The organism is Nocardioides sp. JCM 18999, assembly GCF_055391175.1.
In genome coordinates this window covers 3,490,485-3,512,568 of the sequence record NZ_AP043887.1, presented here as the reverse complement: position 1 = coordinate 3,512,568, position 22,084 = coordinate 3,490,485, and the positions used below count along the sequence as shown (strand labels likewise).

General features: G+C 70.5%; 21 protein-coding genes. 9 read left to right on the top strand and 12 right to left on the bottom strand.

The window, feature by feature from the left end:
• Positions 1-9: 9 nt before the first annotated feature.
• Entirely contained in the window at positions 10-705 is a 696-nt protein-coding gene (locus ACZ5J1_RS17390) for a tyrosine-protein phosphatase (RefSeq protein WP_464560800.1), read from the top strand.
• Between the two features lie 15 nt (positions 706-720).
• Here ACZ5J1_RS17390 and ACZ5J1_RS17385 read toward each other — a convergent pair whose 3' ends face one another.
• Positions 721-1,059, bottom strand: coding sequence for an antibiotic biosynthesis monooxygenase family protein (locus ACZ5J1_RS17385; protein ID WP_464560798.1), 339 nt, complete (start codon positions 1,057-1,059; stop codon positions 721-723).
• A 32-nt stretch (positions 1,060-1,091) separates the two neighbouring features.
• Here ACZ5J1_RS17385 and ACZ5J1_RS17380 point away from each other — a divergent pair, with 32 nt between their 5' ends.
• Positions 1,092-1,529: a GNAT family N-acetyltransferase gene (locus tag ACZ5J1_RS17380; protein WP_464560796.1), complete on the top strand. Its 438-nt coding sequence runs from the start codon at positions 1,092-1,094 to the stop codon at positions 1,527-1,529.
• Positions 1,530-1,574: 45 nt separating this feature from the next.
• Here the strand turns inward: ACZ5J1_RS17380 and ACZ5J1_RS17375 are convergent, their stop codons facing one another.
• Positions 1,575-2,996: an APC family permease gene (locus ACZ5J1_RS17375; protein ID WP_464560795.1), complete on the bottom strand. Its 1,422-nt coding sequence runs from the start codon at positions 2,994-2,996 to the stop codon at positions 1,575-1,577.
• A complete protein-coding gene (locus ACZ5J1_RS17370) occupies positions 2,993-3,445 on the bottom strand; it encodes an Lrp/AsnC family transcriptional regulator (protein ID WP_464560794.1) in 453 nt (150 codons plus the stop codon). The genes ACZ5J1_RS17375 and ACZ5J1_RS17370 overlap by 4 nt, the downstream gene beginning before the upstream one ends.
• A gap of 157 nt (positions 3,446-3,602) precedes the next feature.
• Here ACZ5J1_RS17370 and ACZ5J1_RS17365 point away from each other — a divergent pair, with 157 nt between their 5' ends.
• The 6 genes from ACZ5J1_RS17365 to ACZ5J1_RS17340 are packed head-to-tail and all read left to right on the top strand — an operon-like array spanning position 3,603 to position 10,725.
• Complete coding sequence (locus tag ACZ5J1_RS17365) at positions 3,603-7,106, top strand: indolepyruvate ferredoxin oxidoreductase family protein (protein ID WP_464560793.1); 3,504 nt, start codon at positions 3,603-3,605, stop codon at positions 7,104-7,106.
• Entirely contained in the window at positions 7,063-8,106 is a 1,044-nt protein-coding gene (locus tag ACZ5J1_RS17360; RefSeq protein WP_464560792.1) for a Glu/Leu/Phe/Val dehydrogenase family protein, read from the top strand. Before ACZ5J1_RS17365 ends, ACZ5J1_RS17360 begins: the two co-directional genes overlap by 44 nt.
• 43 nt (positions 8,107-8,149) lie before the next feature.
• Positions 8,150-8,935 (top strand): SURF1 family protein, encoded by a 786-nt coding sequence (locus ACZ5J1_RS17355; RefSeq protein WP_464560791.1) that lies wholly within the window; start codon positions 8,150-8,152, stop codon positions 8,933-8,935.
• Positions 8,932-9,264, top strand: coding sequence for a DUF3817 domain-containing protein (locus tag ACZ5J1_RS17350; protein WP_464560790.1), 333 nt, complete (start codon positions 8,932-8,934; stop codon positions 9,262-9,264). Before ACZ5J1_RS17355 ends, ACZ5J1_RS17350 begins: the two co-directional genes overlap by 4 nt.
• Before the next feature lie 9 nt (positions 9,265-9,273).
• Positions 9,274-9,768: a peptidylprolyl isomerase gene (locus tag ACZ5J1_RS17345; RefSeq protein WP_464560789.1), complete on the top strand. Its 495-nt coding sequence runs from the start codon at positions 9,274-9,276 to the stop codon at positions 9,766-9,768.
• A gap of 33 nt (positions 9,769-9,801) precedes the next feature.
• Entirely contained in the window at positions 9,802-10,725 is a 924-nt protein-coding gene (locus ACZ5J1_RS17340; RefSeq protein WP_464560788.1) for a rhomboid family intramembrane serine protease, read from the top strand.
• Between the two features lie 16 nt (positions 10,726-10,741).
• On the opposite strand, the gene ACZ5J1_RS17335 is transcribed toward ACZ5J1_RS17340, so the two are convergent.
• The gene (locus ACZ5J1_RS17335; protein WP_464560787.1) at positions 10,742-11,500 is read right to left on the bottom strand and encodes a DUF881 domain-containing protein; all 759 of its coding nucleotides are present in this window, start codon (positions 11,498-11,500) and stop codon (positions 10,742-10,744) included.
• 19 nt (positions 11,501-11,519) lie between these two features.
• Between ACZ5J1_RS17335 and ACZ5J1_RS17330 the strand changes: the two genes are divergently transcribed.
• Entirely contained in the window at positions 11,520-11,993 is a 474-nt protein-coding gene (locus ACZ5J1_RS17330) for a cell division protein CrgA (RefSeq protein WP_464560786.1), read from the top strand.
• Positions 11,994-12,056: 63 nt separating this feature from the next.
• Here ACZ5J1_RS17330 and ACZ5J1_RS17325 read toward each other — a convergent pair whose 3' ends face one another.
• The 8 genes from ACZ5J1_RS17325 to ACZ5J1_RS17290 form a co-directional block, all read right to left on the bottom strand.
• The gene (locus ACZ5J1_RS17325; protein ID WP_464560785.1) at positions 12,057-13,244 is read right to left on the bottom strand and encodes a DUF3089 domain-containing protein; all 1,188 of its coding nucleotides are present in this window, start codon (positions 13,242-13,244) and stop codon (positions 12,057-12,059) included.
• Between the two features lie 88 nt (positions 13,245-13,332).
• Complete coding sequence (gene pknB, locus ACZ5J1_RS17320) at positions 13,333-15,099, bottom strand: Stk1 family PASTA domain-containing Ser/Thr kinase (RefSeq protein ID WP_464560784.1); 1,767 nt, start codon at positions 15,097-15,099, stop codon at positions 13,333-13,335.
• The gene (locus ACZ5J1_RS17315) at positions 15,096-16,586 is read right to left on the bottom strand and encodes a protein kinase domain-containing protein (protein ID WP_464560783.1); all 1,491 of its coding nucleotides are present in this window, start codon (positions 16,584-16,586) and stop codon (positions 15,096-15,098) included. Before ACZ5J1_RS17315 ends, pknB begins: the two co-directional genes overlap by 4 nt.
• Positions 16,583-18,079 carry a peptidoglycan D,D-transpeptidase FtsI family protein gene (locus ACZ5J1_RS17310; protein WP_464560782.1) on the bottom strand — a complete coding sequence of 499 codons (1,497 nt, stop codon included), beginning with the start codon at positions 18,077-18,079 and terminating at the stop codon, positions 16,583-16,585. The genes ACZ5J1_RS17315 and ACZ5J1_RS17310 overlap by 4 nt, the downstream gene beginning before the upstream one ends.
• 1 nt (position 18,080) lies before the next feature.
• Positions 18,081-19,487, bottom strand: coding sequence for an FtsW/RodA/SpoVE family cell cycle protein (locus ACZ5J1_RS17305; RefSeq protein WP_464560781.1), 1,407 nt, complete (start codon positions 19,485-19,487; stop codon positions 18,081-18,083).
• Positions 19,487-20,797 carry a PP2C family protein-serine/threonine phosphatase gene (locus tag ACZ5J1_RS17300; RefSeq protein ID WP_464560780.1) on the bottom strand — a complete coding sequence of 437 codons (1,311 nt, stop codon included), beginning with the start codon at positions 20,795-20,797 and terminating at the stop codon, positions 19,487-19,489. The genes ACZ5J1_RS17305 and ACZ5J1_RS17300 overlap by 1 nt, the downstream gene beginning before the upstream one ends.
• On the bottom strand, positions 20,794-21,258 hold the full coding sequence (locus ACZ5J1_RS17295) for an FHA domain-containing protein FhaB/FipA (protein ID WP_464560779.1): 465 nt from the start codon (positions 21,256-21,258) through the stop codon (positions 20,794-20,796). Before ACZ5J1_RS17295 ends, ACZ5J1_RS17300 begins: the two co-directional genes overlap by 4 nt.
• Positions 21,251-21,967, bottom strand: coding sequence for an FhaA domain-containing protein (locus ACZ5J1_RS17290; protein WP_464560778.1), 717 nt, complete (start codon positions 21,965-21,967; stop codon positions 21,251-21,253). Before ACZ5J1_RS17290 ends, ACZ5J1_RS17295 begins: the two co-directional genes overlap by 8 nt.
• Positions 21,968-22,084: the final 117 nt, after the last annotated feature.

Sequence of the window (22,084 nt, the reverse complement as noted above, 5' to 3'; positions counted from 1 at the left end):
TCGCCTCTCGTGACCACGCCGCACCCGAATCTCGACCACCTCGCCAACGCCCGTGACGTCGGCGAGGTGGTCAGCGGCGTCCGTCCCGGCGTGCTGCTGCGCAGTGACGCTCCCCTGGCGGGCGACGAGGCGCCGGGGATCGCCGCCTGGCCGCCGGCGACGGTGCTCGACCTGCGTGACACCGTCGAGGCGGTCTCGCACCACCCGCTGGCCGAGGAGGCCCGCGTGGTCTCCCTGCCGCTGCTCAGCGGCTCCAACCTGACCCAGATGCCGCAGAGCCTCGGCGAGGTCTACCTCGGCTTCCTGCAGCCGCCGCTGGCCGCGATCCTGGTCGACGTCATCACCGAGATCGCGACCGCGGCGACGCCGGTGCTCGTGCACTGCTCGGCCGGCAAGGACCGCACCGGGGTCTCGGTCGCGGCCGCGCTGGCGCTGGTCGGGGTCGACCGGCAGGCGATCATCGCCGACTACGTCCTCACCGCCGGTGCGATGGAGGGCGTGTGGGCCCGGATGGAGCGCTCGGTGGCCGGCTTCTCCGGCGGCGTCACGCTGGCGACCCTGCCCCAGTATCTCGCCGCAGCACCGGCCGACGCGATCGGTGACTTCCTCGACGCGCTCGACGCCGCGGGAGGCAACGCCTGGTTCCTCGGCCACGGCGGCACCCAGGAGACCCTCGACCGGTTGGCCGAGCGCCTGCTCGACTGAGCTCAGCGGCTGGGCTCAGTCGGTCGAGCGACCGGATCGGGGATGGCGGTAGGCACGCTCCACCGTCGCGATCCGCACCTCGTAGTCGTCGTACCAGGCGTCCTGGCCGCGCCGTTGCGCGATCGCGTGCTCGGAGACCAGCTTCCACGCGGCGGCCGCAGCATGGTCGACCCAGTAGGAGACCGTGATCCCGAGGTCTTCACGGGCCGACTCGACGCCGAGGAAGCCCGGCTGCTGCGCGGCCAGCGCCTCCATCCGGGCCGACATCACCGCGTAGCCCTGATCGCCCTCGGTGCGGGTCGAGGTGAAGATGACCGCGGTGTACGGCGGCTCCGGAGTCGAGGCGATGGTCACTGGATCCCCTGGTCGATGGCTAGGCTCGGCGAGTGATCTCCGATCATTCCATCGCCGACTTCCCGCCCCTCCTCGCGTACGGCGCCTGGTGGCTGCGGCAGCAGGTCTTCATCCTCGAGCAGGCCTGTCTCTACCCGGACCTCGACGGCCGTGACGCCGAGCCCGGCACGCGTCACGTCGTCCTGGTCGAGGACGACGACGTGGTCGGCTACCTCCGGGTGCTCGACGACGGTGACGAGTGGCGGATCGGGCGGGTGGTGCTGTCGATGGCCGCGCGGGGGCAGGGACTGGCCGACCAGCTGATGACCCACGCGTTGGCGATCACCGCCGAGCGTGAGCCGGAGCGCGACGTGGTGCTGGACGCCCAGACCCCGCTCACCGGCTGGTACGGCTCGCTCGGCTTCGAGCGTGACGGGGAGGACTTCTTCGAGGACTTCCTGCACACGCCCATGCGGCTCCGCCGCGGTTGAGGGCAGCGGCTCCGCCGCGGTTGAGGGCAGCGGCTCCGCCGCTGATCAGGACTCCACGTCGGAGAGATCGCGATCGGCGTGGGTGCCGGTGACTTTGTTGATCACCAACGTCAGCGCCCAGAGCGCCACCCCGATGCCGAGCAGGACCGCGGCGATCTTGTACTGCTCGGGATCGCGTCCGCTGAACGGCAGCACCAGGTAGACGCAGCAGACCGCCGCCGTCACCGCGGCGACGGGCCAGGTGCGGAAGTGCCGGTGCTCGACGGGGCTGCGGCGCAGCACCAGCACCGCCACGTTGACCACCGCGAAGACGCAGAGCAGCAGCAGCGCGGTGGTGCCGCCGAGGAGCGCGACGACCGAGCTCTCGGGATCGGCGTTGACGAAGACGACCAGGCCGAGACCGATCACGGTGGTGAAGATGATCGCGATCCACGGGGTGCGGCGGTTCTCATGGACCGTGGCCAGCACCTTCGGAAGCACCCCCGACCGGGACATCCCGTAGAGCAGCCGGCTCGCCATCATCATGTTGATCAGCGCGGTGTTGGCCACGGCGAACATCGAGATCCACGGCAGCAGGTCACCGATGGGGAAGTTGGGTGCGGCGGTCTCGACCACGGTCACCAGAGGAACCTCGCTGTTGGCCAGCTCACCGACCGGCACGATCGCGACGGCGCAGATTGAGACCAGCACGTAGATCACCGCGGTGATGCCGAGGCCGGTGAGCATCACCTTCGGGAAGATCTTCACCGGGTCCTTGGTCTCCTCGGCCATGTTGACCGAGTCCTCGAACCCGACCATCGCGAAGAAGGCGAGCGCGGTCGCGGTCGTGAGGGCGACCCAGGTGCTCTTGTCGTCCGGTGACTCGAAGACGGTCACCGCCTCCCAGTTGGGGTCCTTGTCGACCAGGAACCACAGCCCGATCATGATCACCAGCAGCAGGCCGGAGAGCTCGACCAGGGTCAGCACCACGTTGGTCCCGACCGACTCGGCGACGCCGCGGAAGTTGACCATCATCACGACCAGCAGGAAGCCGAGCGAGATCGCCATCAGGGACGGCTCGGTCGGGTCCGGTGCCGTCCCGCCGCTGAACGCGGTCAGCATGTTGACCGCGAACGCGCGCGACGCGGTCGCCGCCGACGTGATCCCCGAGCACATCACCGTGAACAGCACGATGAAGGTGACGAAGTGGATCCCGAACGCCTTGTGCACGTAGAGCGCGGCGCCGGCCGCCCGGGGGTACTTGGTGACCAGCTCGAGGTAGCTGAACGCGGTCAGCGTCGCGATCCCGAACGCGATCAGGAACGGCGCCCACGCGGCGCCGCCGACCTCGCCGGCGACCTGGCCGGTGAGGGCGTAGATGCCGGTGCCGAGGATGTCTCCGACGATGAGGAGCAGGAGGAGCTTCGGGCCGATGACCCGCTTGAGCTCCGGAGGCGTGCTGGGTGATGCGGTCGGTGCCTGGGTCATGACCGGTCTCCTGTCGCTGATCGCGCCGGGGTCAGTTCGTCCAGCACGATCAGGGTCTTGGTGCCGGTGAGCTTGCCCGTCTTGCGCATCTGGTTGACCACCCGAGCCAGGTGGTCCACGTTGTCCACCCGGACCCGGACCAGGGCGTCGGGATCACCGGCGATGGTGAGCATCTGCACGACTTCGGGCATCACCTGCAGATCGGCCCAGACCTCGCCGGTGTCGATCGAGCCCAGCACCCGGATCTCGATGAACGCCTCCAACGCTACGCCCGTGGCGGCGTAGTCGACGACGGTCGTGTAGCCCTGGATGACCCCGTCGCGTTCCATCCGGTCGATCCGGCGCTTCACCGGAGCCGGTGAGAGGCCGACCTCGGCGGCGATGTCGGCGACCGGACGGCGGGCGTCGGCGGTGAGCAGGGCGAGGATCTGGTGGTCGATGGCATCCACGCATCAATCGTACGTCCGACTCCCGGAATCAAGCGTCTGGAAGACGTCGAGATGGCTTAATCGTGCGGAGATCGCAGGGAACGTGCGTCAATGTTGCGCCAGCGACCGCCGGGGAGCAGTGTGATCCACGACACACACGGCCACGGAGGTGGGGTCCATGACCCGGAGCGTGACCACGCTCGACGAGCGCTACAGCGCGACCGCAGGAGAGGTTCCTCTCACCGGGATCCAGGCGCTGGTCCGGACCATGCTCGACCAGCGTCGCCTCGACGCGGCTCGCGGCCTGAGCACCGGCCTGTTCATCTCCGGCTACCAAGGCTCGCCGCTGGGCGGGATCGACCGCGAGGTGATCCGGCTCGAGCAGATGCTGACCCCCGCCGGGGTCGTCTTCCGCGCCGGCCTCAACGAGGAGCTCGCCGCGACCGCCGTCGCCGGCACCCAGCTCGTCGGAGAGCTCGACCACCGCACCGTCGACGGGATCACCGGCGTCTGGTTCGGCAAGAACCCCGGCCTGGACCGCGCCGCCGACGCCCTCCGCCACGGCAACCTCAGTGGGACCGCACCGCTGGGCGGAGCGGTCGCCTGGATCGGCGACGACCCGTCGAGCAAGTCCTCGACGCTTCCGAGCTCGTGCGAGCCGATGTGCCGCAGCCTGGTGATGCCGCTGCTCGCCCCCGGAACCGTCGAGGAGATCCTCAGCCTCGGCCTGCACGCCTTCGCGATGTCGCGGTACTCGGGACTGTGGACCGGACTCAAGATCGTCGCCGACGTGGCCGACTCCTCCGCGTTCGTCGAGGTCGGCGGTCTCCTCGACTCGATCCCCGACCTGACCCGACCCGGCACCTTCGCTCCCCCGACCCTGCTCCCTCCGTCCAACCTCGACGCCGAGTTCGACCAGATGACCGCCCGCCTCGAGCGTGCGATCGAGTACGCCGACGTGGCGGGTCTGAACCGGATCACGCACGAACCGCCTCGGGCACGGACCGCGATCGTCGCGGCCGGGCTGAGCTACCAGGCACTGCTGCGTGCGTTCAGCGACCTCGGCCTCGACGACACCGCGCTGGACGCCCACGGCATCCGCCTGGTCCAGCTCGGGATGCCCTGGCCGCTCGGGGTCGACTGCGCCCGCCGACTCTTCACCGGGGTCGAGCAGATCCTCGTGATCGAGGACAAGCTGCCCTTTCTGGAGGGCCTGATCCGCGAGGCCCTCTACGGCACCCCGGACCAGCCGGCGGTGCTCGGCAAGACCGACGCGGCCGGCGCCGCACTCCTCAGCCCGCGCAGCGAGCTGCTCTCCGACGACATCATCAGGGCCCTCGTCCGAGTGCTTCCCGAGCTCGCGCCGACCGTCTCGGTGCCCGCACCGCGCAGCCGGATCCGCCAGCTCACCCTGCTGCCCTCGCGCACCCCCGCGTTCTGCTCCGGGTGCCCGCACAGCATCTCGACCCGGGCCCAGGCCGACCAGCTCGTCGGCGTCGGGATCGGCTGCCACGCCATGGTCGCGCTGGAGAAGAACCCGACCGGACCCCAGCGGGGCAAGCTCGTCGGGATCACCCAGATGGGCGGTGAGGGCACGCAGTGGCTGGGCCTGGAGCCGTTCACGACCGACCGGCACTTCTTCCAGAACGTCGGCGACGGCACCTTCTACCACTCGGCGTCACTGGCGATCCGGGCTGCGGTCGCGGCCGGCGCCACGATGACCTACAAGCTGCTCTTCAACGACGCGGTCGCGATGACCGGCGGGCAGCACCCCTCGGGCCAGATGGACATCCCGACACTGACCCAGTGGCTGACGCTGGAGGGCGTCGGCCGGATCGTGATCACCACCGCCAACCCGCAGGCGTGGCGCGGCACCCGGTTCGGGCGCAACGTCGAGGTGCACCACCGCGACCGGCTGCAGGAGCTGCAGCGCACGCTCGAGGACGAGCCCGGGGTCAGCGTGCTGCTGCACATCGACCGCTGCGCCACCGAGGAGCGCCGGATGCGCAAGCGGGGCAAGGCCCCGATCCCGGCCGACCACGTCTGGATCAACGAGCGGGTCTGCGAGGGCTGCGGCGACTGCGGCGCCAAGTCGACCTGCCTGTCCGTCGTCCCGACCGAGACCGAGTTCGGCCGCAAGACCCAGATCCACCAGTCCTCGTGCAACCAGGACTTCTCCTGCCTCTCCGGTGACTGCCCCTCGTTCGTGATGGTGCGCACCCAGGGCCGTCCGAAGCCGCGCACCGTCCCCGACGTCGCCCTGCCCGAGCCGCAGCGGCGGGTCGGTTCCGAGGTGCTCGTCCGGATGCCCGGCATCGGCGGGACCGGGGTCGTGACCGTCTCGGCGATCCTGCAGATGGCGGCCTTCCTCGAGGGCCGCTACGCCGGCGGGCTCGAGCAGATCGGGCTGGCGCAGAAGGGCGGCCCGGTCATCTCCGACCTGCGCCTGGCCGACCACCCGATCACCGGCCAGCTCCGGGCGGGACGTGGCACCGTCGACGTACTCCTCGGGCTGGACCCGCTCGGTGCGGCCAGCGACGCCCACCTGGACTCGCTGCGCCCCGGCGCGATCGCGGTGGTCAACACCGGTGAGACCGCGACCGCCACGATGGTGCAGGACACCGGGACGACGATGCCGACCTGGCAGAGCCTGCGCACCCGGATCGACGCCGCGACGGGCGGCGACAACCTGTACGTCGACGCCGAGGGGCTGTCCAAGACGTTCTTCGCCGACCACCTGCCGGCCAACCTGATCACCATCGGTGCCGCCTACCAGCACGGCGCCCTGCCGATCTCGGCCGACGCCATCGAGCAGGCCATCCGGCTCAACGGCTCCGCGGTCGAGTCCAACCTGGCCGCCTTCCGCCTCGGCCGGATCGCCGCGCACGACCCGAGCCTGCTCGACGAGCACCAGCCGCGCAGCGCCGAGGAGGGCGAGCACCGACTCGACCGGCTCACCGGCGAGCTCCGGGCCTGGCAGGACCAGCGCACCGCCGACCGGTTCATCGCCGACGTCGCCGGCACCCGCGCGCAGGCACTGACCCAGGGCGCCCGGATGGACCAGGCCGACCGGATCGCCGCGGCGTACGCGGAGGGCCTCTTCAAGCTGACCGCCTACAAGGACGAGTACGAGGTCGCCCGACTGCACCTCGACGGCGTCGAGGCCGCTCGCCGTGACGCCTCGCTCGGTGAGCCGACCAAGGTCCGGATCATGCTGCACCCGCCCGTGCTGCGGGCCCTCGGGATGAAGCGCAAGATCGCCCTCGGCCGCTGGTTCGTGCCGGTGCTGCACCTGCTGGTGGCGCTGCGCTTCCTGCGCCGCAGCCGGCTCAACCCGTTCGGCTTCGGCACCGTCCGTCGCACCGAGCAGGCGCTGCCGGGCGAGTACCGCGCCGTCGCTGAGCGGGCACTCGACCGCACCCTCGACGAGGCGTCCCTCGACCTCGTCCTCGAACTCCTGGCCGCACCCGACCTGGTGCGCGGCTACGAGCACATCAAGCTCGCCAACGTCGAGCGCTACCGCGCCCGCGTCGATGAGCTGATGGCCCAGCTGGAGGCGCGAACCGCCGACCCAGCTCCCCTCTCGGGAAACCCCGCGCGGGTGGCGATCCTGCCCGCACAGTCGAAAGGAAACACACGTGAGCACCACCCGGGTCGAGCTCCCCGACGTCACGGCGTCTGAACAGCTCATCTTCTGCTCCGATCCCGAGATCGGCCTGACCGCGGTCATCGCCATCGACAACACCACGCTCGGCCCCGGCCTCGGTGGCGTCCGGATGCGCTCCTACCCCACGGTGTGGGACGGCGCCCGCGAAGCGCAGCGTCTCGCCCGCGCGATGACCGCGAAGAACGCCCTCGCCGACCTGCCGTACGGCGGCGCGAAGTCGGTCATCATCGACGACGGCTCCTCGACCGACCCGGTGGTGCGCGAGGCCTGGATGCGTCGCTTCGGCGAGTTCGTCGCCCGCCTCGACGGCGCCTACCTCCCCGGTGTGGACATGGGCACCTCGGCGACGGACCTGGCGCTGATGGCCGAGGCCGGCGCGGAGGCCACCTGCTCCCACGAGGACCCGTCGCCGTGGACGGCGCTCGGCGTGCACGAGTCGATCCGCAGCGCCTGCCGGCACGAGTTCGGCACCGAGAGCCTCGAAGGCGTCCGAGTCCTGGTCCAGGGCGTCGGACACGTCGGGCACTCGCTGGCCAAGCAGCTGCGCGAGCACGGTGCGGTCGTCACCGTCACCGACGTCGACGTGAATCGCGCTCACGACGTGGCCGCCGCGATCGGCGCCTCCGTGATCGGTCCCGACGAGGTGCTCGGCTTCGAGTGCGACGTCTGGGCTCCGTGCGCCACCGCCAAGGTGGTCTCGGTCGAGGTGCTGCCGCAGCTGCGCTGCAAGATCATCGCCGGCGCCGCCAACGACACCCTGACCGAGGAGTCGATCGCCGACCTGCTCGCCGAGCGCGGGATCCTCTACATCCCCGACTTCATCGCCAACGCCGGCGGCGTGATCCACATCCACGGCCTGCGGATGGAGTGGAAGCACGACCGGATCTCCCGCGCCGTCGAGGCCATCGGGGTCCGGGTCGACCGGCTGCTCGCCGACGCCGAGGCGCACGGGATCACCCCGCTGGCCGCGGCGGACCTGCAGCGCGACCGGATCCTGGCCGGCCACCCCGCCTGACGGCTGATTCGGTGGGCGTTGGCTGTCGACGTACCCTCCAGGTATGCCTGCTGACGTCCCACCGGAGTCGTGGTGGAGTCGCCGGATGTGGGGTGCCCACCTCGTCGGTGCGGTGCTGCTGGCGGCCGCCGTCGCGCTCGGCGCGTGGCAGTGGGGCGTGTGGCAGGACCACCGCACCGCCTCCCAGGTCGACCTGACGGGTGAGAGCCCCGTCCCCCTCGACGACGTCTTCGGCTCCGACGACCCGTTCCCGGGCGGGGACGTCGGACGCCCGGTGACGATCACCGGCGCCTGGGTCCCGACGGGGACCGTCTACGTCAGCGGCCGTGAGCACGACGGTGAGCAGGGCTACTGGGTGGTTACGCCGGTCGCCGTCGGCGGCGAGGGCGAGCCGGCGATCCCGGTCGTGCGCGGCTGGGTCCTCGACCCGGCGTCGGCTCCCGCGGCCCCGACCGGCGACGTCACCCTCACCGGCTGGCTGCAGCCGGGCGAGGGCACGCTCGAGGCCGACACCGATCCCAGCGACGACGAGCTGCCGCAGATGCGGATCGCCGACCTGATCCAGCACGTCGACCAGGACCTGTACGGCGGCTACGCGATCGCGACCGAGCCGACCGCCGGTCTGGCCGCCGCCGAGCTCGCCCAGCTCCCCAAGAGCGACGGCGGCGCCGGCCTGCGCAACTTCCTGTACGCGATCGAGTGGTGGTTCTTCGGCGCGTTCGCGCTGTTCCTGTGGTGGAAGTACGTCCAGGAGCTGCGCCACCCCGAGCAGGACGAGCGGGAGCCTGAGAACGCTCCTCAGGACGCCCCGGTAGCCTCGCAGCCGTGATCAAGCTCTTCACCGCCTACCGGATCCTCGCGATCGCGGTCGGCGTGCTCCTCCTCGCGGCCAGCATCGACTGGGTCCTGGTCCACTTCGTCAGCGAGGACATCCCGGACCTGTGGTGGCTGTGGATGATCCACGGCTACGTCTACATGGTCTACCTGATCGTCGCGGTGCCGTTCATCCGTCGCACCGGGTGGCCGCTGTCGTCCTTCGTCGCCATCATCGTCGCCGGCCTGATCCCGGTCCTGATGTTCTTCGTCGAGCACCGCGTCTCGAGCCGGTTCAAGGCCGAGCACCCCGAGCTGTTCGAGCCGGCACCAGCCACCGTCTAAGGTTGCTGCGTGACTTCAGCGATTCTGCACACCAACCGCGGCGACATCACCATCGAGCTCTTCCCGAACCAGGCTCCGGCCACGGTCGAGAACTTCGTCGGCCTCGCCAAGGGCGAGAAGGGCCAGGACGTGAAGTCCGGCCCGTTCTACGACGGCCTGATCTTCCACCGCGTCATCGAGGGCTTCATGCTCCAGGGTGGCTGCCCCCAGGGCACCGGCACCGGTGGCCCCGGCTACCAGTTCAAGGACGAGTTCACCTCCGAGCTCACCTTCAACAAGCCGTACCTGCTCGCCATGGCCAACGCCGGCCCGGGCACCAACGGCTCGCAGTTCTTCATCACCGTCGCCGAGACCCCGTGGCTCAACATGCGCCACACCATCTTCGGTGAGGTGACCGACGCCGCCTCGCAGGCCGTCGTCGACGCGATCGGCACCACCCCGACCGCCGCGGGTGACCGCCCGGTCGAGCCGGTCGTGATCGAGTCCGTCGAGATCATCGACTGACCCACCCCTGCTGCACCCATCTGACGTCTCACGATGAGTGACGCGACGCCCGCGCCCGGGGTTCCGACCTGTTATCGGCACCCCGGGCGCGAGACGCACATCCGGTGTCAGCGGTGCGACCGCCCCATCTGCCCTGACTGCATGGTCAGCGCGAGCGTGGGCTTCCAGTGCCCCGACTGCGTGCGCGAGGGCAACGAGAACGTGCGCCAGGCGCGCACGACGTACGGCGGCCTGATCCCTTCCGGTCGATCGATCGCCGTCGTCATCGTGATCATCAACGTCGTCGTGTGGGGACTGATCCAGCTCACCGGCGGCAACGGCTCCTCGCTCGTCCCGTGGCTGGCGATGCTGCCCAAGGGCTTCTGCGAGATCCCCGGCGAGAGCCTGATCGGGATCAACCAGCAGGTGTGCGACGTGAACGGCCTCGACTGGTATCCCGGCGTCGCCGACGGCGCCGTATGGCGGATGATCACGTCCGTCTTCGTCCAGGTGGGTCTCACGCACCTGTTCTTCAACGTGCTGAACGTCTGGATCCTCGGCTCGCAGCTCGAGGCCGTCTTCGGCAAGGCGCGCTTCCTGGCGATCTACCTGCTCTCGGGCTTCGCCGGGTCCGTGGCCGTCTACTGGTTCGGCTACGAGCACGGCCTCACCGTCGGCGCCTCGGGGGCGGTATTCGGTCTGCTGGGCGCGTTGCTCATCGTCGTACTCAAGACTCGGCAGGCCCCGCAGGGGATGCTGATCTGGATCGCGATCAGCGTCGCCTACAGCTTCGCGGTGCCGGGCATCTCCTGGCAGGCCCACCTCGGTGGCCTGGTCGGTGGTGCTGTGATCGCTGCGGCGATCGTGTGGGCACCGCGCGGCCCGAAGCGGGCGACGTACCAGTGGGGCGCCGTCGTCGCGATGGGCGTGCTGCTGGCGGCGCTCACCGTGCTGCGCACCGCCGTGCTCAACGCCTGAGCCGGTCGACGTCGGGCTACTTCAGCGGCCGGGCGTAGGAGAGGTCGCGCAGACCGGCGTATGCCGGCGCCGTGATCGAGCTCGCCCCCTGGATGCTCCAGCCGACCGCGATCGTCGGATCGGCCGCCGCCTCCCGGTAGAGGGAGACGTAGGAGTCCTGGTTGACCGCGTGCATCAGGAGGGTCGGGTTGCCGACCGCCTCGATCACGAACGGCTGCGGGTAGGGCACGCCCTGCAGGCTGATCGTGCTGCCGGTGCACTTGATCCCGGTGGTCGAGATGATCCGCTGACCGTTGATCGTCATCGCGGTCGCGCCGCCGCGCCAGAGCGCGTTCACGACCGCCTGGACGTCCTGCTGGTGGACGACCATCTGGTTGGCGGTGTCGTTGCTCGCCGCGGCGATCAGGTCGTCGTCGGCGTCCTGCATGGTCACGGCCACGCCCGCTCCGGTGACCTGGGTCGAGCCGGCGTCCGCGCGCAGCTGCTCCGCCTGGACGCGCAGCTTGCGCACCCCGGTGTCGGAGACCCGGGAGGTGAGGTCGTTGACCTCCGAGGTCAGGTCGCTGACCTGCTCCTCGAGCCCCTGGTAGCGCTGCGCCTCGCTCCCGACGAACTGGTAGAGGTCGACGTAACGCCCCGGGCGCAGGTCGGTGCCGTTGCTGTTGAGGGCGCTCACCACGAAGAGCGCGCCGCAGGTCCCGACGGCCACGGGGGTGCCGATCCGCCACGCGCGGGACCGCCAGGTGCGCGGCGGGGTGGTGTTCGGCTCAGACACATGGCCTAGGCTACGGCCCGTGTCTCGACTGAAGCGTTCCGGTGGCAAGGATGACGATGCTCTCCGCCACCTCGACGGCCCCCGCGAAAAGATCTTCACGGTCCGGTTCATCATCTCGCTGGCGCTGATCATCGCCGGCATCGCCTGGATCACCTTCTACTACGCGGTGGTCCGGCCGGGTGACGACGGCAAGGCGGGTGGCCCCGAGTTTCTGCAGAACTGGGGTCACTGGAACTACCTGATCGGATTCGGCCTCTTCTTCGCCGGTCTGATCTTCGCCGCGCACCCGTCGACCCCGCTGGGTCGCGGCCGGGGCGTCGTGGTCGGCATGCTCGGCTCCTTCCTCGCCGGTCTGATCTGGATCTGCGTCTTCTACGTCTTCAGCGACGACCTCTCGCCGATCTGGGTGATGAACGACTTGGGGCAGAAGAACCTCTTCGTCGGTATCGCCTTCATGGCAACCGGCTTCGTCTACGCCACGCGCTGGGAGTGAGCCCGGCCCGACCCGCGCTTCTCCTCAGAGCCTCCGCCCTCGGGCGGAGGCTCTGTCGTTTCGCTAGCCCTGCCGGATCTGCGCGCTGAGCAGCCGGGCGATCGTGACCAGGTCCCCCAGCGCGACGTTGACGTCGATCCGGTGCAGCCCCCAGGCCGGCCCCAGCGACTCCGGCAGCGTGTCGGGACGGACGTCGTCCGGATCGTCGGAGACCGAGACCTCGAGCCAGGTGAACCCGCCTCCGCTGCGGCAGCGGGCGCTGAGGTAGTCGGGCAACGCGACGAACGTCGTCGACGCCTTCCGCCCGGTGATCGCGGCGACCATCTCCGCCGGATACATCGGGTGCAGGTCGACCGAGCTACCGCCGCCCTCGAGCAGGGAACCGAGGTCGGTGCAGGCGGCGACCTGACCGGTCTGCTGGTCGGTGCGGCCGAAGATGGCGTTCGGCGGCGGCTGCGCGGCGTAGGAGTTGTAGGCGATCACGCAGCCGGTCTCCCCGGGCAGGGTGCACAGCGGCACCTGGATGAAGCTGCCCTCGGTCGGGCGGTCCGGAGCCGTCTTGACGTTCCCGCCGATCAGCATCGCCGTCACGAGCCGTGCGCGCAGGTCGGCCGCCTCGACGGTGGGCCCGTCGAGCTCCTCCTGCACCAGTCGGGTCAGCTGCATCGCGCCCTGGGAGTGCCCGATCAGGATGAAGGGCCGCCCGGGGTGGGTGTTGAGGTAGTCGTGGAACGCGGACCGGACGTCGTCGTGGGCCCGGTTGGTCAGCGCCGGGTCGTGCTTGCCGCCGCTGAGCAGGAGCGCGCGGGTGAACTGGCGGTAGACCGGCGCGTAGACGTCGCAGACCTCGGAGAAGGCACCCACCTGGGCGCGCGCCACGGCACGCAGCTCGGGAGTGATCTCCAGCGGGGCGTAGTCGGCCGTGGCCTCCGACACCGTCGGGTAGACGTAGAAGCAGTCGACCGGCAGGTCCGCGGCTCGCGGGGTCGAGCCCTCGGCCGTGCTGCCGTCGGCGCGGACGGTGGTGACGCTCAGTGGTGGCCGGCACGCGTCCTTCGCCCGGGCGGGGTGGCAGAGCCACACCGTCGGGTGCGTCACCGGCAGGTCGCTCGGTTCCGCGACCGACGCCGAGGGCGTGCTCGGTGCCGTCGGCGTGGCACGCCCGTCGTCCTCACCGCCGGCCGAACACCCCGCCGCGGCGAGCACGGCCACGAGCACTCCAGCGACGAGCAGGCGCCCTCGGTTCTCCACAGCCCCTGTTCTACACATCTGGGGAGAACCTTGTGGAGGAATTACACGCCTGTAGTTCTCCACAGGATCATCCCCAGCTGGGGATAAATCACTGGTCGCAGGGCGGCGGGTCGTTCGGTCCCAGCTCCACCCCGGGAGTCGGCGTGATGCAGGCCCCGACCTGGTTGCTGGGCACGTCCGTCGGCACGTACGTCGACACGAAGATCAGCACGGTGTCGCCCTGCTTCGCGGTGACGCCCTTGCCCGCGGTCGGGAACTGGTCGGTCACCGTTCCGGCCGGTTCGGTCGAAGCGGCGTCGGGCCGGTACTCCGGGTTGAAGCCCTGGTCCCGGATCGCCTGCTCGGCCTGGGACTGGTTCATCCCGATCACGTTCGGGACCTTCTTGGGTCCCTTCGAGATGGTTAGCGTGACCTGGGTGCCGTCCTCGACCAGCTCGCCGCTGCTCGGACTGGTCTCGACCACGGTGTCCTTGGGCTCGTCGCTGTCGGTGTCCTCGGTCTTCACCGTGAGCCCGAGCGCCTCGAGTGCCGCGGTGGCCTCCTCGGTGGTCTGACCGGTCAACGACGGGATCGTCACCTGCGGCTTGCCCTTGGAGAGCACGATCGAGACCGAGGCTCCGGGGTCGACGTACGTGTCCTGGACCGGGTCCTGCCGGATCACGCTGCCGTTCGGCACCGAGTCCGAGGACTCGTAGCTGTCCACGTTGACCGCGAGACCGGCGTCGCCGATCGCGACCCGGGCCTGCTGCTCGGTCAGTCCGACGAGCTGCGGCACCTGGACCTGCTCGGGGGCACCCGGGAACAGCTTGGGCCACAGCAGGATGCCAGCGACGATCAGCGCGATCACCAGCGCGACGATCCCGATGATCAGACCGGTGCGGCTCGGCTCGTCCTCGTCGTCGTCACTGAGCGGGATCAGCGGCGGCACCGGCGGTGCGGCGACCTGGGTGGCCGCGGCCGGGGCGACGGTGGTGATCGGCTGGCCGTCGAGGTAGCGCTCGATGTCGGCACGCATCTCGGCGGCCGACTGGTAGCGGTCGTCGACGCTCTTGGCGAGCGCCTTGAGCGCGATCGCGTCCAGGGCCGGCGGCAGCGTCGAGTCGTGGTCGCTCGGCGGCGTCGGCTGCTCCCGGACGTGCTGGTAGGCGACCGCGACCGGGGAGTCCCCGACGAACGGCGGCCGGCCGGTGAGGAGCTCGTAGAGCAGGCAGCCGGCGGAGTAGACGTCCGAGCGGGAGTCGACCTGCTCGCCGCGCGCCTGCTCCGGGGAGAGGTACTGCGCGGTGCCGACCACCGCGGCGGTCTGGGTCATCGTCGACTGGGCGTCCGACATCGCGCGGGCGATGCCGAAGTCCATCACCTTCACGTCGCCGCTCGGGGTGAGCATCACGTTGCCGGGCTTGATGTCGCGGTGGATGATCCCGGCGCGGTGGCTGTAGTCGAGCGCCGACAGGACGCCGGAGCTGATCTCGAGGGCACGCTCGGGCAGGATCTTGCGACCCTCACGGAGGATGTCGCGCAGCGTGCGGCCGGCGACGTACTCCATCACGATGTAGGGCTGGCGGATCTCGTGCCCGGCGCCGTCGTCGATGGTCTCCTCGCCGGTGTCGTAGACCGCGACGATCGCCGGGTGGTTGAGGCTGGCGCTGGACTGCGCCTCACGTCGGAAGCGGGCCTGGAAGGTCGCGTCGGAGGCGAGGTCGGTGCGCAGCCGCTTGACCGCGACCACGCGCCCGAGCCGGGTGTCGGTGCCCTTCCGGACCTCGGCCATCCCGCCGCGGCCGAGCAGCTCGCCCAGCTCGTAGCGGCCGCCCACGATCACGGGGGGCTTGCCTGCGCTGTTCTCCGCGTTCATCGCGTTTCCTTCCGGGCTGCAGGAGACGAGGTCTCCCCGCTGGGGGTCGCCGTGCTGGTCGGCGTGGTGGGTGTCTCGGTCGGCTCGGGGGTTTCCGTCGGAGCCGGGGTGGTGGGCGTGGGAGTCGGGGTGGGCAGCGGCCCGTAGAAGGCGACGTCGACCGTGTCGCCGGCGCTGAGGTTGGAGTTCGGCTCGATCGCCACGACGGTGTTCGGGGTCTGGTCGCCCGGGTTGGGCACCTGATGACTAGTCGGCCTCAGCTCGAGGCCTCTGAGGTCGGCCAGGACCGAATCGATGTCGGCGCCCACGTAGGAGGCCGGGTCGAGCGAGAACGTGCTCGGGGTCGCGGTCGGGCTCGTGCTGGGCGAGGTGTTCGCCGACGCGCTCGAGGGCTGCGACGACGGGCGCGGGGTGATCACGGGCTCGGGGGCGTTGTTGCGCAGCACCAGCCAGCCGATCAGACCGATCAGCACCACCACCGCGACCGTGGCGATGATCGCCCAGAGCGGCCACCGGTCGGACTCCTCCTCGGCCGCCGGCAGCGTGCCCGGTCCGGGCACCGGCGCCAGCACCTGCGTGGCGGGGTTGGAGACGAGCACCGGGGCCACCGGGTGCGTGCTGACCGTGGTCGTCGTGGCCGCGGGAACGACGGGCACCGGACCGGTGCCGTCGGCGGCCCGGATCGCGGCGGCGAAGGCCGCCCCGTCCTGGTAGCGCTCGGCGGGACGCTTGGTCAACGCCCGCATCACCACGGCGGCCAGGTCGGCAGGGACCGACGCCGGCAGCGGCGGTACGTCGTCGTTGAGGTGTGCCAACGCCGTCGCGACGGCGGTCTCCTTGTCGAAGGGCCGCGCCCCCGAGAGGCACTCGTAGGCGACCACGCCGAGCCCGTAGACGTCGGAGGCCGGGGAGGCGGCGTCGCCGCGGGCCTGCTCCGGGGAGAGGTACTGGGGGGTGCCCATCACCGCGCCGGTGCCGGTCAGCGCCATCGCCGACAGCGCGCGGGCGATGCCGAAGTCGGTGATCTTCACCTGCCGGTCGGCGGTGACCAGGATGTTGGCAGGCTTCACGTCGCGGTGCACGATCCCGGCCCGGTGGGCGACCGCGAGCGCGTCGCCGGTCTGCGCGACCAGGTGCCGGACCACGTCGGGATCCATCGGCTCCCCGTGCCGGATCAGCGCGGAGAGCGGTTGCCCGTCGACGAGCTCCATCACCAGGAACGGGCGCGGCACGCCGTCCTCGTCCAGGGACTGCCCGACGTCCCAGATCGCGGCGATCCCGGGCGCGGACAGGCTGCCGGCGTGCCGGGCCTCGGCCTCGAACCGGGCGCGGAAGATCGAGTCGCCGGCGTACTCACGGCGCAGCACCTTGAGCGCGATCGCCCGGTCGAGGGTGGTGTCCCACCCCTTCCAGACCTCGCCCATCCCGCCGGTGGCGATCAGGCTGTCGGCGCGGTAACGACCGGCGCCGTCGACGAAATGACTCATTTGAGCACCGCCTCCATCACGGCCTTGGCGATCGGGCCACCCCACTTGCCGCCGGCCACGTCGTCACGCGGGATGTCGGCGCTCTCGATCATCACCGCGACCGCCACCTTCGCCTTGGTCGCCGGCGCGAACGAGATGAACCAGGCGTACGGCGACACGTCGGGCTGACCGGACTGAGCCGTGCCCGTCTTGCCGGCGACCTTGATCCCCGGGATCGCCGCCGGGGAGGCGGTGCCGTCGTCGACGGTGGAGACCATCAGCTTGGTCACCTCGGCGGCGGTGCTGGGGCTGACCGCCTTCGAGAGCTCGGACGGCGGCGTGGTGTCGACGGTGTCGGAGTCCGCGGACTGCACCTCGTCGACCAGGTAGGGGTTCATGACCGAGCCGTTGTTGGCCAGCCCGGCGGCGACCATCGCCATCTGCAGCGGGGTCGCGCGGACCTCGAACTGGCCGAAGCCGGACTGGCCGGTCTGGGCCTTGTCCATCGCATTCGGGAACGTCGAGATCGCGGTCGTGCTCTTGCCGTTGGTGCCCTGCAGGTCGTCGAAGTAGACCCGGTTGAAGCCGAAGCCCTCGGCGGTCTCGGCCATGTTCTCGGCGCCGACCTGGACGGCGAGCTGGGCGAACGTGGTGTTGCAGGAGTTCTCCATCGCCTGGCGGAACGAGACGCCCTTGGTGGAGCTGCCGCAGGCCCGGCCCTCGTTGTCGATCAGCCCGGTCTCGCCGCTGGTGAGCGGCAGCTGGTAGGTCGGGCCGCCGGGGACGGTCGAGTCGGCGTCGTACCCCTCGTGCTCGATCGCCGCGGCGGCGGTGACCACCTTGAAGGTCGAGCCCGGCGGCAGCGCCATCTGGTTGGCCCGGTTGAGCAGCGGCTGGGCGTCGTCGGCGTTGAGCTTCGTGTAGGCCTTGGTGGCGGCGTCGAAGTCGTGGCTGGCCAGCTTGTTCGGGTCGAACGTCGGGGTGGTCGCCATCGCGAGGATCCGGCCGGTGCTGGGCTCGATCGCGACGACCGCGGCCTTGACGTCCTTGCCCGGCAGGTCGTTGATCCCGTCCCAGGCGGCCTTCTGCGCCTTGGCGTTGATGGTGATCTCGACGTTGCCGCCCTGCTGACCGTTGTCGCCGAGCAGGTCGATCATCCGCGGCACGAAGAGCCGGTCGTCCTCACCGGAGAGCACCTTGTTCTGCGAGCGCTCCAGGCCGGTGATCGCGCCGCCGTAGGCGTAGTAGCCGGTGAGGCCGGCGTACATCAGCGGGGACGGGTAGGTGCGCTGGAACTTGTAGAGGTCGTCGCTCGGCACCGACTCGGCGATCGGGGTGCGCCCGACCAGCAGGGCGCCGCGCTGGCGCGAGTACTCGGCGTCCACGACCCGACGGTTGCGAGCGTCACTGTTCCAGCGGTCGGCGCCGAAGGACTGCAGCCAGGTCTGGTTGACCAGCAGCGCGAGGAAGAGCAGGCCGACCAGGATCGACATCGTGCGGATGGGCTTGTTCATCTCAACCCACCTTGATGACCTGGGTCGCGGTGTCGTCGGTCGGGACCGACAGGTCCGGCAGCGGGCGGCGGGCGTGGTCGGAGATCCGCAGCAGCAGCGCGATGATCACCCAGTTGGTGACCAGGCTGGAGCCGCCGCTGGAGAGGAACGGTGTGGTCAGACCGGTCAGGGGGATGAGCCGCGTGACGCCGCCGATGACGGTGAAGACCTGGAGCCCGAAGGTGACCGCGAGACCGGTCGCCAGAAGCTTGCCGAAGTTGTCCCGGCTGATCAGGGCGATCCTCAAGCCGCGCTCGACGATCAGCGCGTAGAGCACGATCACGGCCATCACCGCGGTCAGACCGAGCTCCTCGCCGATGCTGGCGATGATGAAGTCGCTCTCCGCGTACGGCACCCGGGTGGGGCGGCCCTCGCCGAAGCCACGGCCGATCAGTCCGCCCCAGGCCTGGCCGAAGAGGCCCTCGACCAGCTGGTACGAACCGGGGCTGCGGTCGTAGAACGCCATCGGGTGCAGCCAGATGTCGAACCGGTTGCGGACGTGGGCCAGGAAACCGATCGAGCCGCTGAAGATCCAGATCGCGCCGACGCCGACCCCGAAGAGGGTGCCGCCGACGACCAGCCAGCCGACCCGTTCAGTGGCGACGTAGAGCATCACGATGAACAGGCCGAAGAAGAGCAGACCCGAGCCGAGGTCGCGCTGGAGCACCAGGACCGCGAGGCTGACCAGCCACATCGCGAGGATCGGGCCGAGGTCTCGACCGCGCGGCAGGTCGATCCCACCGACCCGCCGACCGGCCAAGGCGAGCGCATCTCGGTGCAGCACGAGGTAGCCGGCGAACGAGATCACCAGCAGCACCTTGGCGACCTCACCGGGCTGGAAGCTGAGCGAGCCGACGTTGATCCAGATCCGGGCGCCGTTCACGTTGCGGCCGATCCCGGGCAGCATCGGCAGCAGCAGGAGGACGACGGCCGCCAGGCCGCAGGTGTAGGTGAAGCGCTGCAGCACCCGGTGGTCGGCGATGAAGACCAGGGTGGCGATGAAGAGGCCGACGCCGAGGGTCATCCAGAACAGCTGCTTGGTGGCGAAGTCGGTGTCGCCGTGGGCCAGGTCGATCCGGTGGATGACCGCCAGCCCGAAGCCGTTGAGCGCCACCACGATCGGGAGCAGCACCGGGTCGGCGTACGGCGCCACGACGCGCAGCGTCAGGTGGGCCGCGATCGCGAGGGCGACCAGCCAGGCGCCGTACCCGTAGATGTCGGGCGGGACGTGGCCCTCCACGCCGAGACCGACGTAGGCGTAGGTGCCGAGGCCGACCACGAGGGCGACGACCAGCAGGACGAGCTCAGCGTTGCGACGACTGCGGTGCACGAATCCCGGCGCGGTCGGCGGAGCGGTGAGCGAGGACATCAGGGTGTCCCTTCGGTGCCGGTGTCGGTTTCGGCGGTGTCGGAGGCCGCGCGGTTCGCCAGTGTCTGGACGAACTTCTCGGCATCGGCCTCACTCGACTGGGTGACGCCCTGGCGCACGGCCGCGGCGTCGAAGGCCGACAGCGAGTCCATCGAGACGTCCGTGGTCTCGTACGGCGTGCCGAGGTCGAAGCCGAGCACCGAGGTCGGGATGCCGCGGAAGACCGCGACGTTGCCCTCGTGCTCGCCGACGTAGAACTGGCGTTGGGTCCATGCCACCGCGGTCGCGGCGGCGGCCCAGAGCAGACCGACCACGATCACGACGGCGAGCAGGCGGCGCAGCCAGAGGAAGCGCGCCGGGGGGCGCGGGGCGTAGCGGGCGGTCTCGGGGTCGATCGGGTCGTCGAACCGTGCACCGGCGGGGAGGTCGTCGCCGTCCTCCCGGTGCGGGAGCGGGTCGAGCTCGCCGGTGTCACCGCTGCGGTGGCCCTTGAAGATCTTGCGCCGGCGCATCTCCGCCGCCGCGCCGACCAGCTGCGGGATCGGGTCGACGGTGCGCTCGACGGTGACGTCGGCGACGATGCAGGTGACGTTGTCCGAGCTGCCCGCGTCCAGGCTGGCCCGGACCAGCTCGACCGCGGCGAAGTCGGGGCTGCCCGTGGTGAGGATGTCGTGCAGCCGGACGTCGTCGAGCGAGCCGCAGACGCCGTCGCTGCAGAACATCAGCCGGTCGCCGGCCTCGAGGTCGAGCACGATCAGGTCGGGTTCGACCTCCCGCTGGCCGTCGATCGCGCGCAGGATCAAGTTGCGGTGCGGGTGGACCCGCGCCTCGTCCTCGGTGATCCGGCCCTCGTCGACCAGCGTCTGCACGAAGGTGTGGTCGTGGGTGAGCTGGGTGAGCTCGCCGGCACGCAGCAGGTAGGCCCGGGAGTCCCCGACGTGGCCCAGGCCGAGCCGGGTGCCGTCGAAGAGCCCGACGGTGGCGGTGGTGCTGGTGCTCGACAGGGCCGGGTCGTCGCGGATCATCTCCGCGATCCGGCGGTGCGCCCGGTCGAGGCCGTCGGCGACGTTGCCCAGCAGCATGTCGGCGGTCATCTCGCCGTCGGCGGGGACGACGGGGGCGTGGTCGAGGTTGCGGATCTGTCCGACCGCGGTGCTGCTGGCGAGGTCACCGCGGGCCGCGCCGCCGACGCCGTCGCAGACCGCGAGCAGCCAGGGGCCGGCGTACCCGCTGTCCTGGTTGTCCTTGCGGATCCGGCCGACGTCGCTGATCGCGGCGAACTGGAGGAAGAGTCGATCCCCGGCGGTCATTTGCGCAGCTCCACCGTGGTCTTCCCGATCCGGACGGGCGTCCCGATCGTGAGGGCCGTCGGACGGGTCAGGCGCACGGTGCCGATGTAGGTGCCGTTGGTGGAGCCGAGGTCCTCGACGAACCACTGGTCGCCGTTGGTCGCGATCCGGGCGTGCCGGGTCGAGACGTAGTCGTCGTCGAGCCGGATCGCCGCGTCGGAGCCGCGACCGATCAGGATCGGGGCGCTGCTGAGCTCGACCCGCTGGCCCTTGCTCGGCCCGTCGACCACGAAGACGTGCGTGGGCACCGCGCGGCGGGGTCCGCGGGCCGGCTTCGGCTGGCCCTTGCGGTTGCCGTTGGTCTTCGGTTCGGCGCGAGCGCCGAACAGGTCCGAGCGCAGCACGCCGACGGTACTGAGCACGAAGATCCAGAGGATCGCCAAGAACGCGATCCTGATCAGGACGAGGGTCAGCTCAGACACGCGGCGCCTGAGGTTCTTCGATCAGGCGGACGGTGAGGACCGTGTTCCCGACCCGTACGTCGGCTCCGTCGTCGAGCACCGCGCTCTGCATCTTCTGCCCGTTGACGAGCATGCCGTTGGTCGAGCCGAGGTCGCGGACCTCGATCCGCGGGATCGGGCCGGAGCCGCTGAGCCGGAACTCGACGTGGCGACGGCTGACGCCGGGGTCGTTGATCCGGATGTCGGCGTCGCTGCCACGCCCCACCACCAGGGTGGAGTCGAGCGGGTGCCGGGTGCCGTTGACCTCGAGCACCGCGTAGGCGCGGGTCAGCCGGGTGTGGCTGGCGTCGCCGCTGACCTGGGCGCGGGACTGGCTGCGGATCCGGAACCGGCCGGTGGTGAGGTCCTCGGCCGGGTTGAAGTCGATGTGCACCGGGCCCGGGAAGGCGTAGCCCTGGGAGTCGGCGTAGCCGCGGAGCTGCTCGGCCAGCTCGGTCTCCAGCGCGGTGTCCATGGGGCGCAGACGCTCCAGGTCCGGGGTGCTGAGCTCGACGTGGAAGTCGTTGGGGACCAGCTTGCGCTGCCGGGAGATCACCTGGGCGTTGTTGTCGCACTCACGCTGGAGCGCCGCCGAGATCTCGACCGGCTGCACCGCGCTGCGGAAGGCGCGGGCGAAGACACCGGAGACGGCCTGCTCGAGGCGCTGCTCGAACCGCTGCAGCGGATTCATCCCCACCTCCCTCGCGTCGGTTCCGTCGATGGCATGCACGGATGGCGCGCCACGAGACCGGCGTCGGTCACCGGGCTCTCCTGATCGTATCGGGATCGGCTCAACCGACCGGGGACC

Bases quoted from the DNA above. Each gene is read 5' to 3' on its own strand.
- ACZ5J1_RS17375 (WP_464560795.1), bottom strand. From the start codon at position 2,996: ATGACCCAGGCACCGACCGCATCACCCAGCACGCCTCCGGAGCTCAAG.
- ACZ5J1_RS17365 (WP_464560793.1), top strand. From the start codon at position 3,603: ATGACCCGGAGCGTGACCACGCTCGACGAGCGCTACAGCGCGACCGCA.
- ACZ5J1_RS17355 (WP_464560791.1), top strand. From the start codon at position 8,150: ATGCCTGCTGACGTCCCACCGGAGTCGTGGTGGAGTCGCCGGATGTGG.
- ACZ5J1_RS17340 (WP_464560788.1), top strand. From the start codon at position 9,802: ATGAGTGACGCGACGCCCGCGCCCGGGGTTCCGACCTGTTATCGGCAC.
- pknB (WP_464560784.1), bottom strand. From the start codon at position 15,099: ATGAACGCGGAGAACAGCGCAGGCAAGCCCCCCGTGATCGTGGGCGGC.
- ACZ5J1_RS17315 (WP_464560783.1), bottom strand. From the start codon at position 16,586: ATGAGTCATTTCGTCGACGGCGCCGGTCGTTACCGCGCCGACAGCCTG.
- ACZ5J1_RS17310 (WP_464560782.1), bottom strand. From the start codon at position 18,079: ATGAACAAGCCCATCCGCACGATGTCGATCCTGGTCGGCCTGCTCTTC.
- ACZ5J1_RS17305 (WP_464560781.1), bottom strand. From the start codon at position 19,487: ATGTCCTCGCTCACCGCTCCGCCGACCGCGCCGGGATTCGTGCACCGC.
- ACZ5J1_RS17300 (WP_464560780.1), bottom strand. From the start codon at position 20,797: ATGACCGCCGGGGATCGACTCTTCCTCCAGTTCGCCGCGATCAGCGAC.
- ACZ5J1_RS17290 (WP_464560778.1), bottom strand. From the start codon at position 21,967: ATGAATCCGCTGCAGCGGTTCGAGCAGCGCCTCGAGCAGGCCGTCTCC.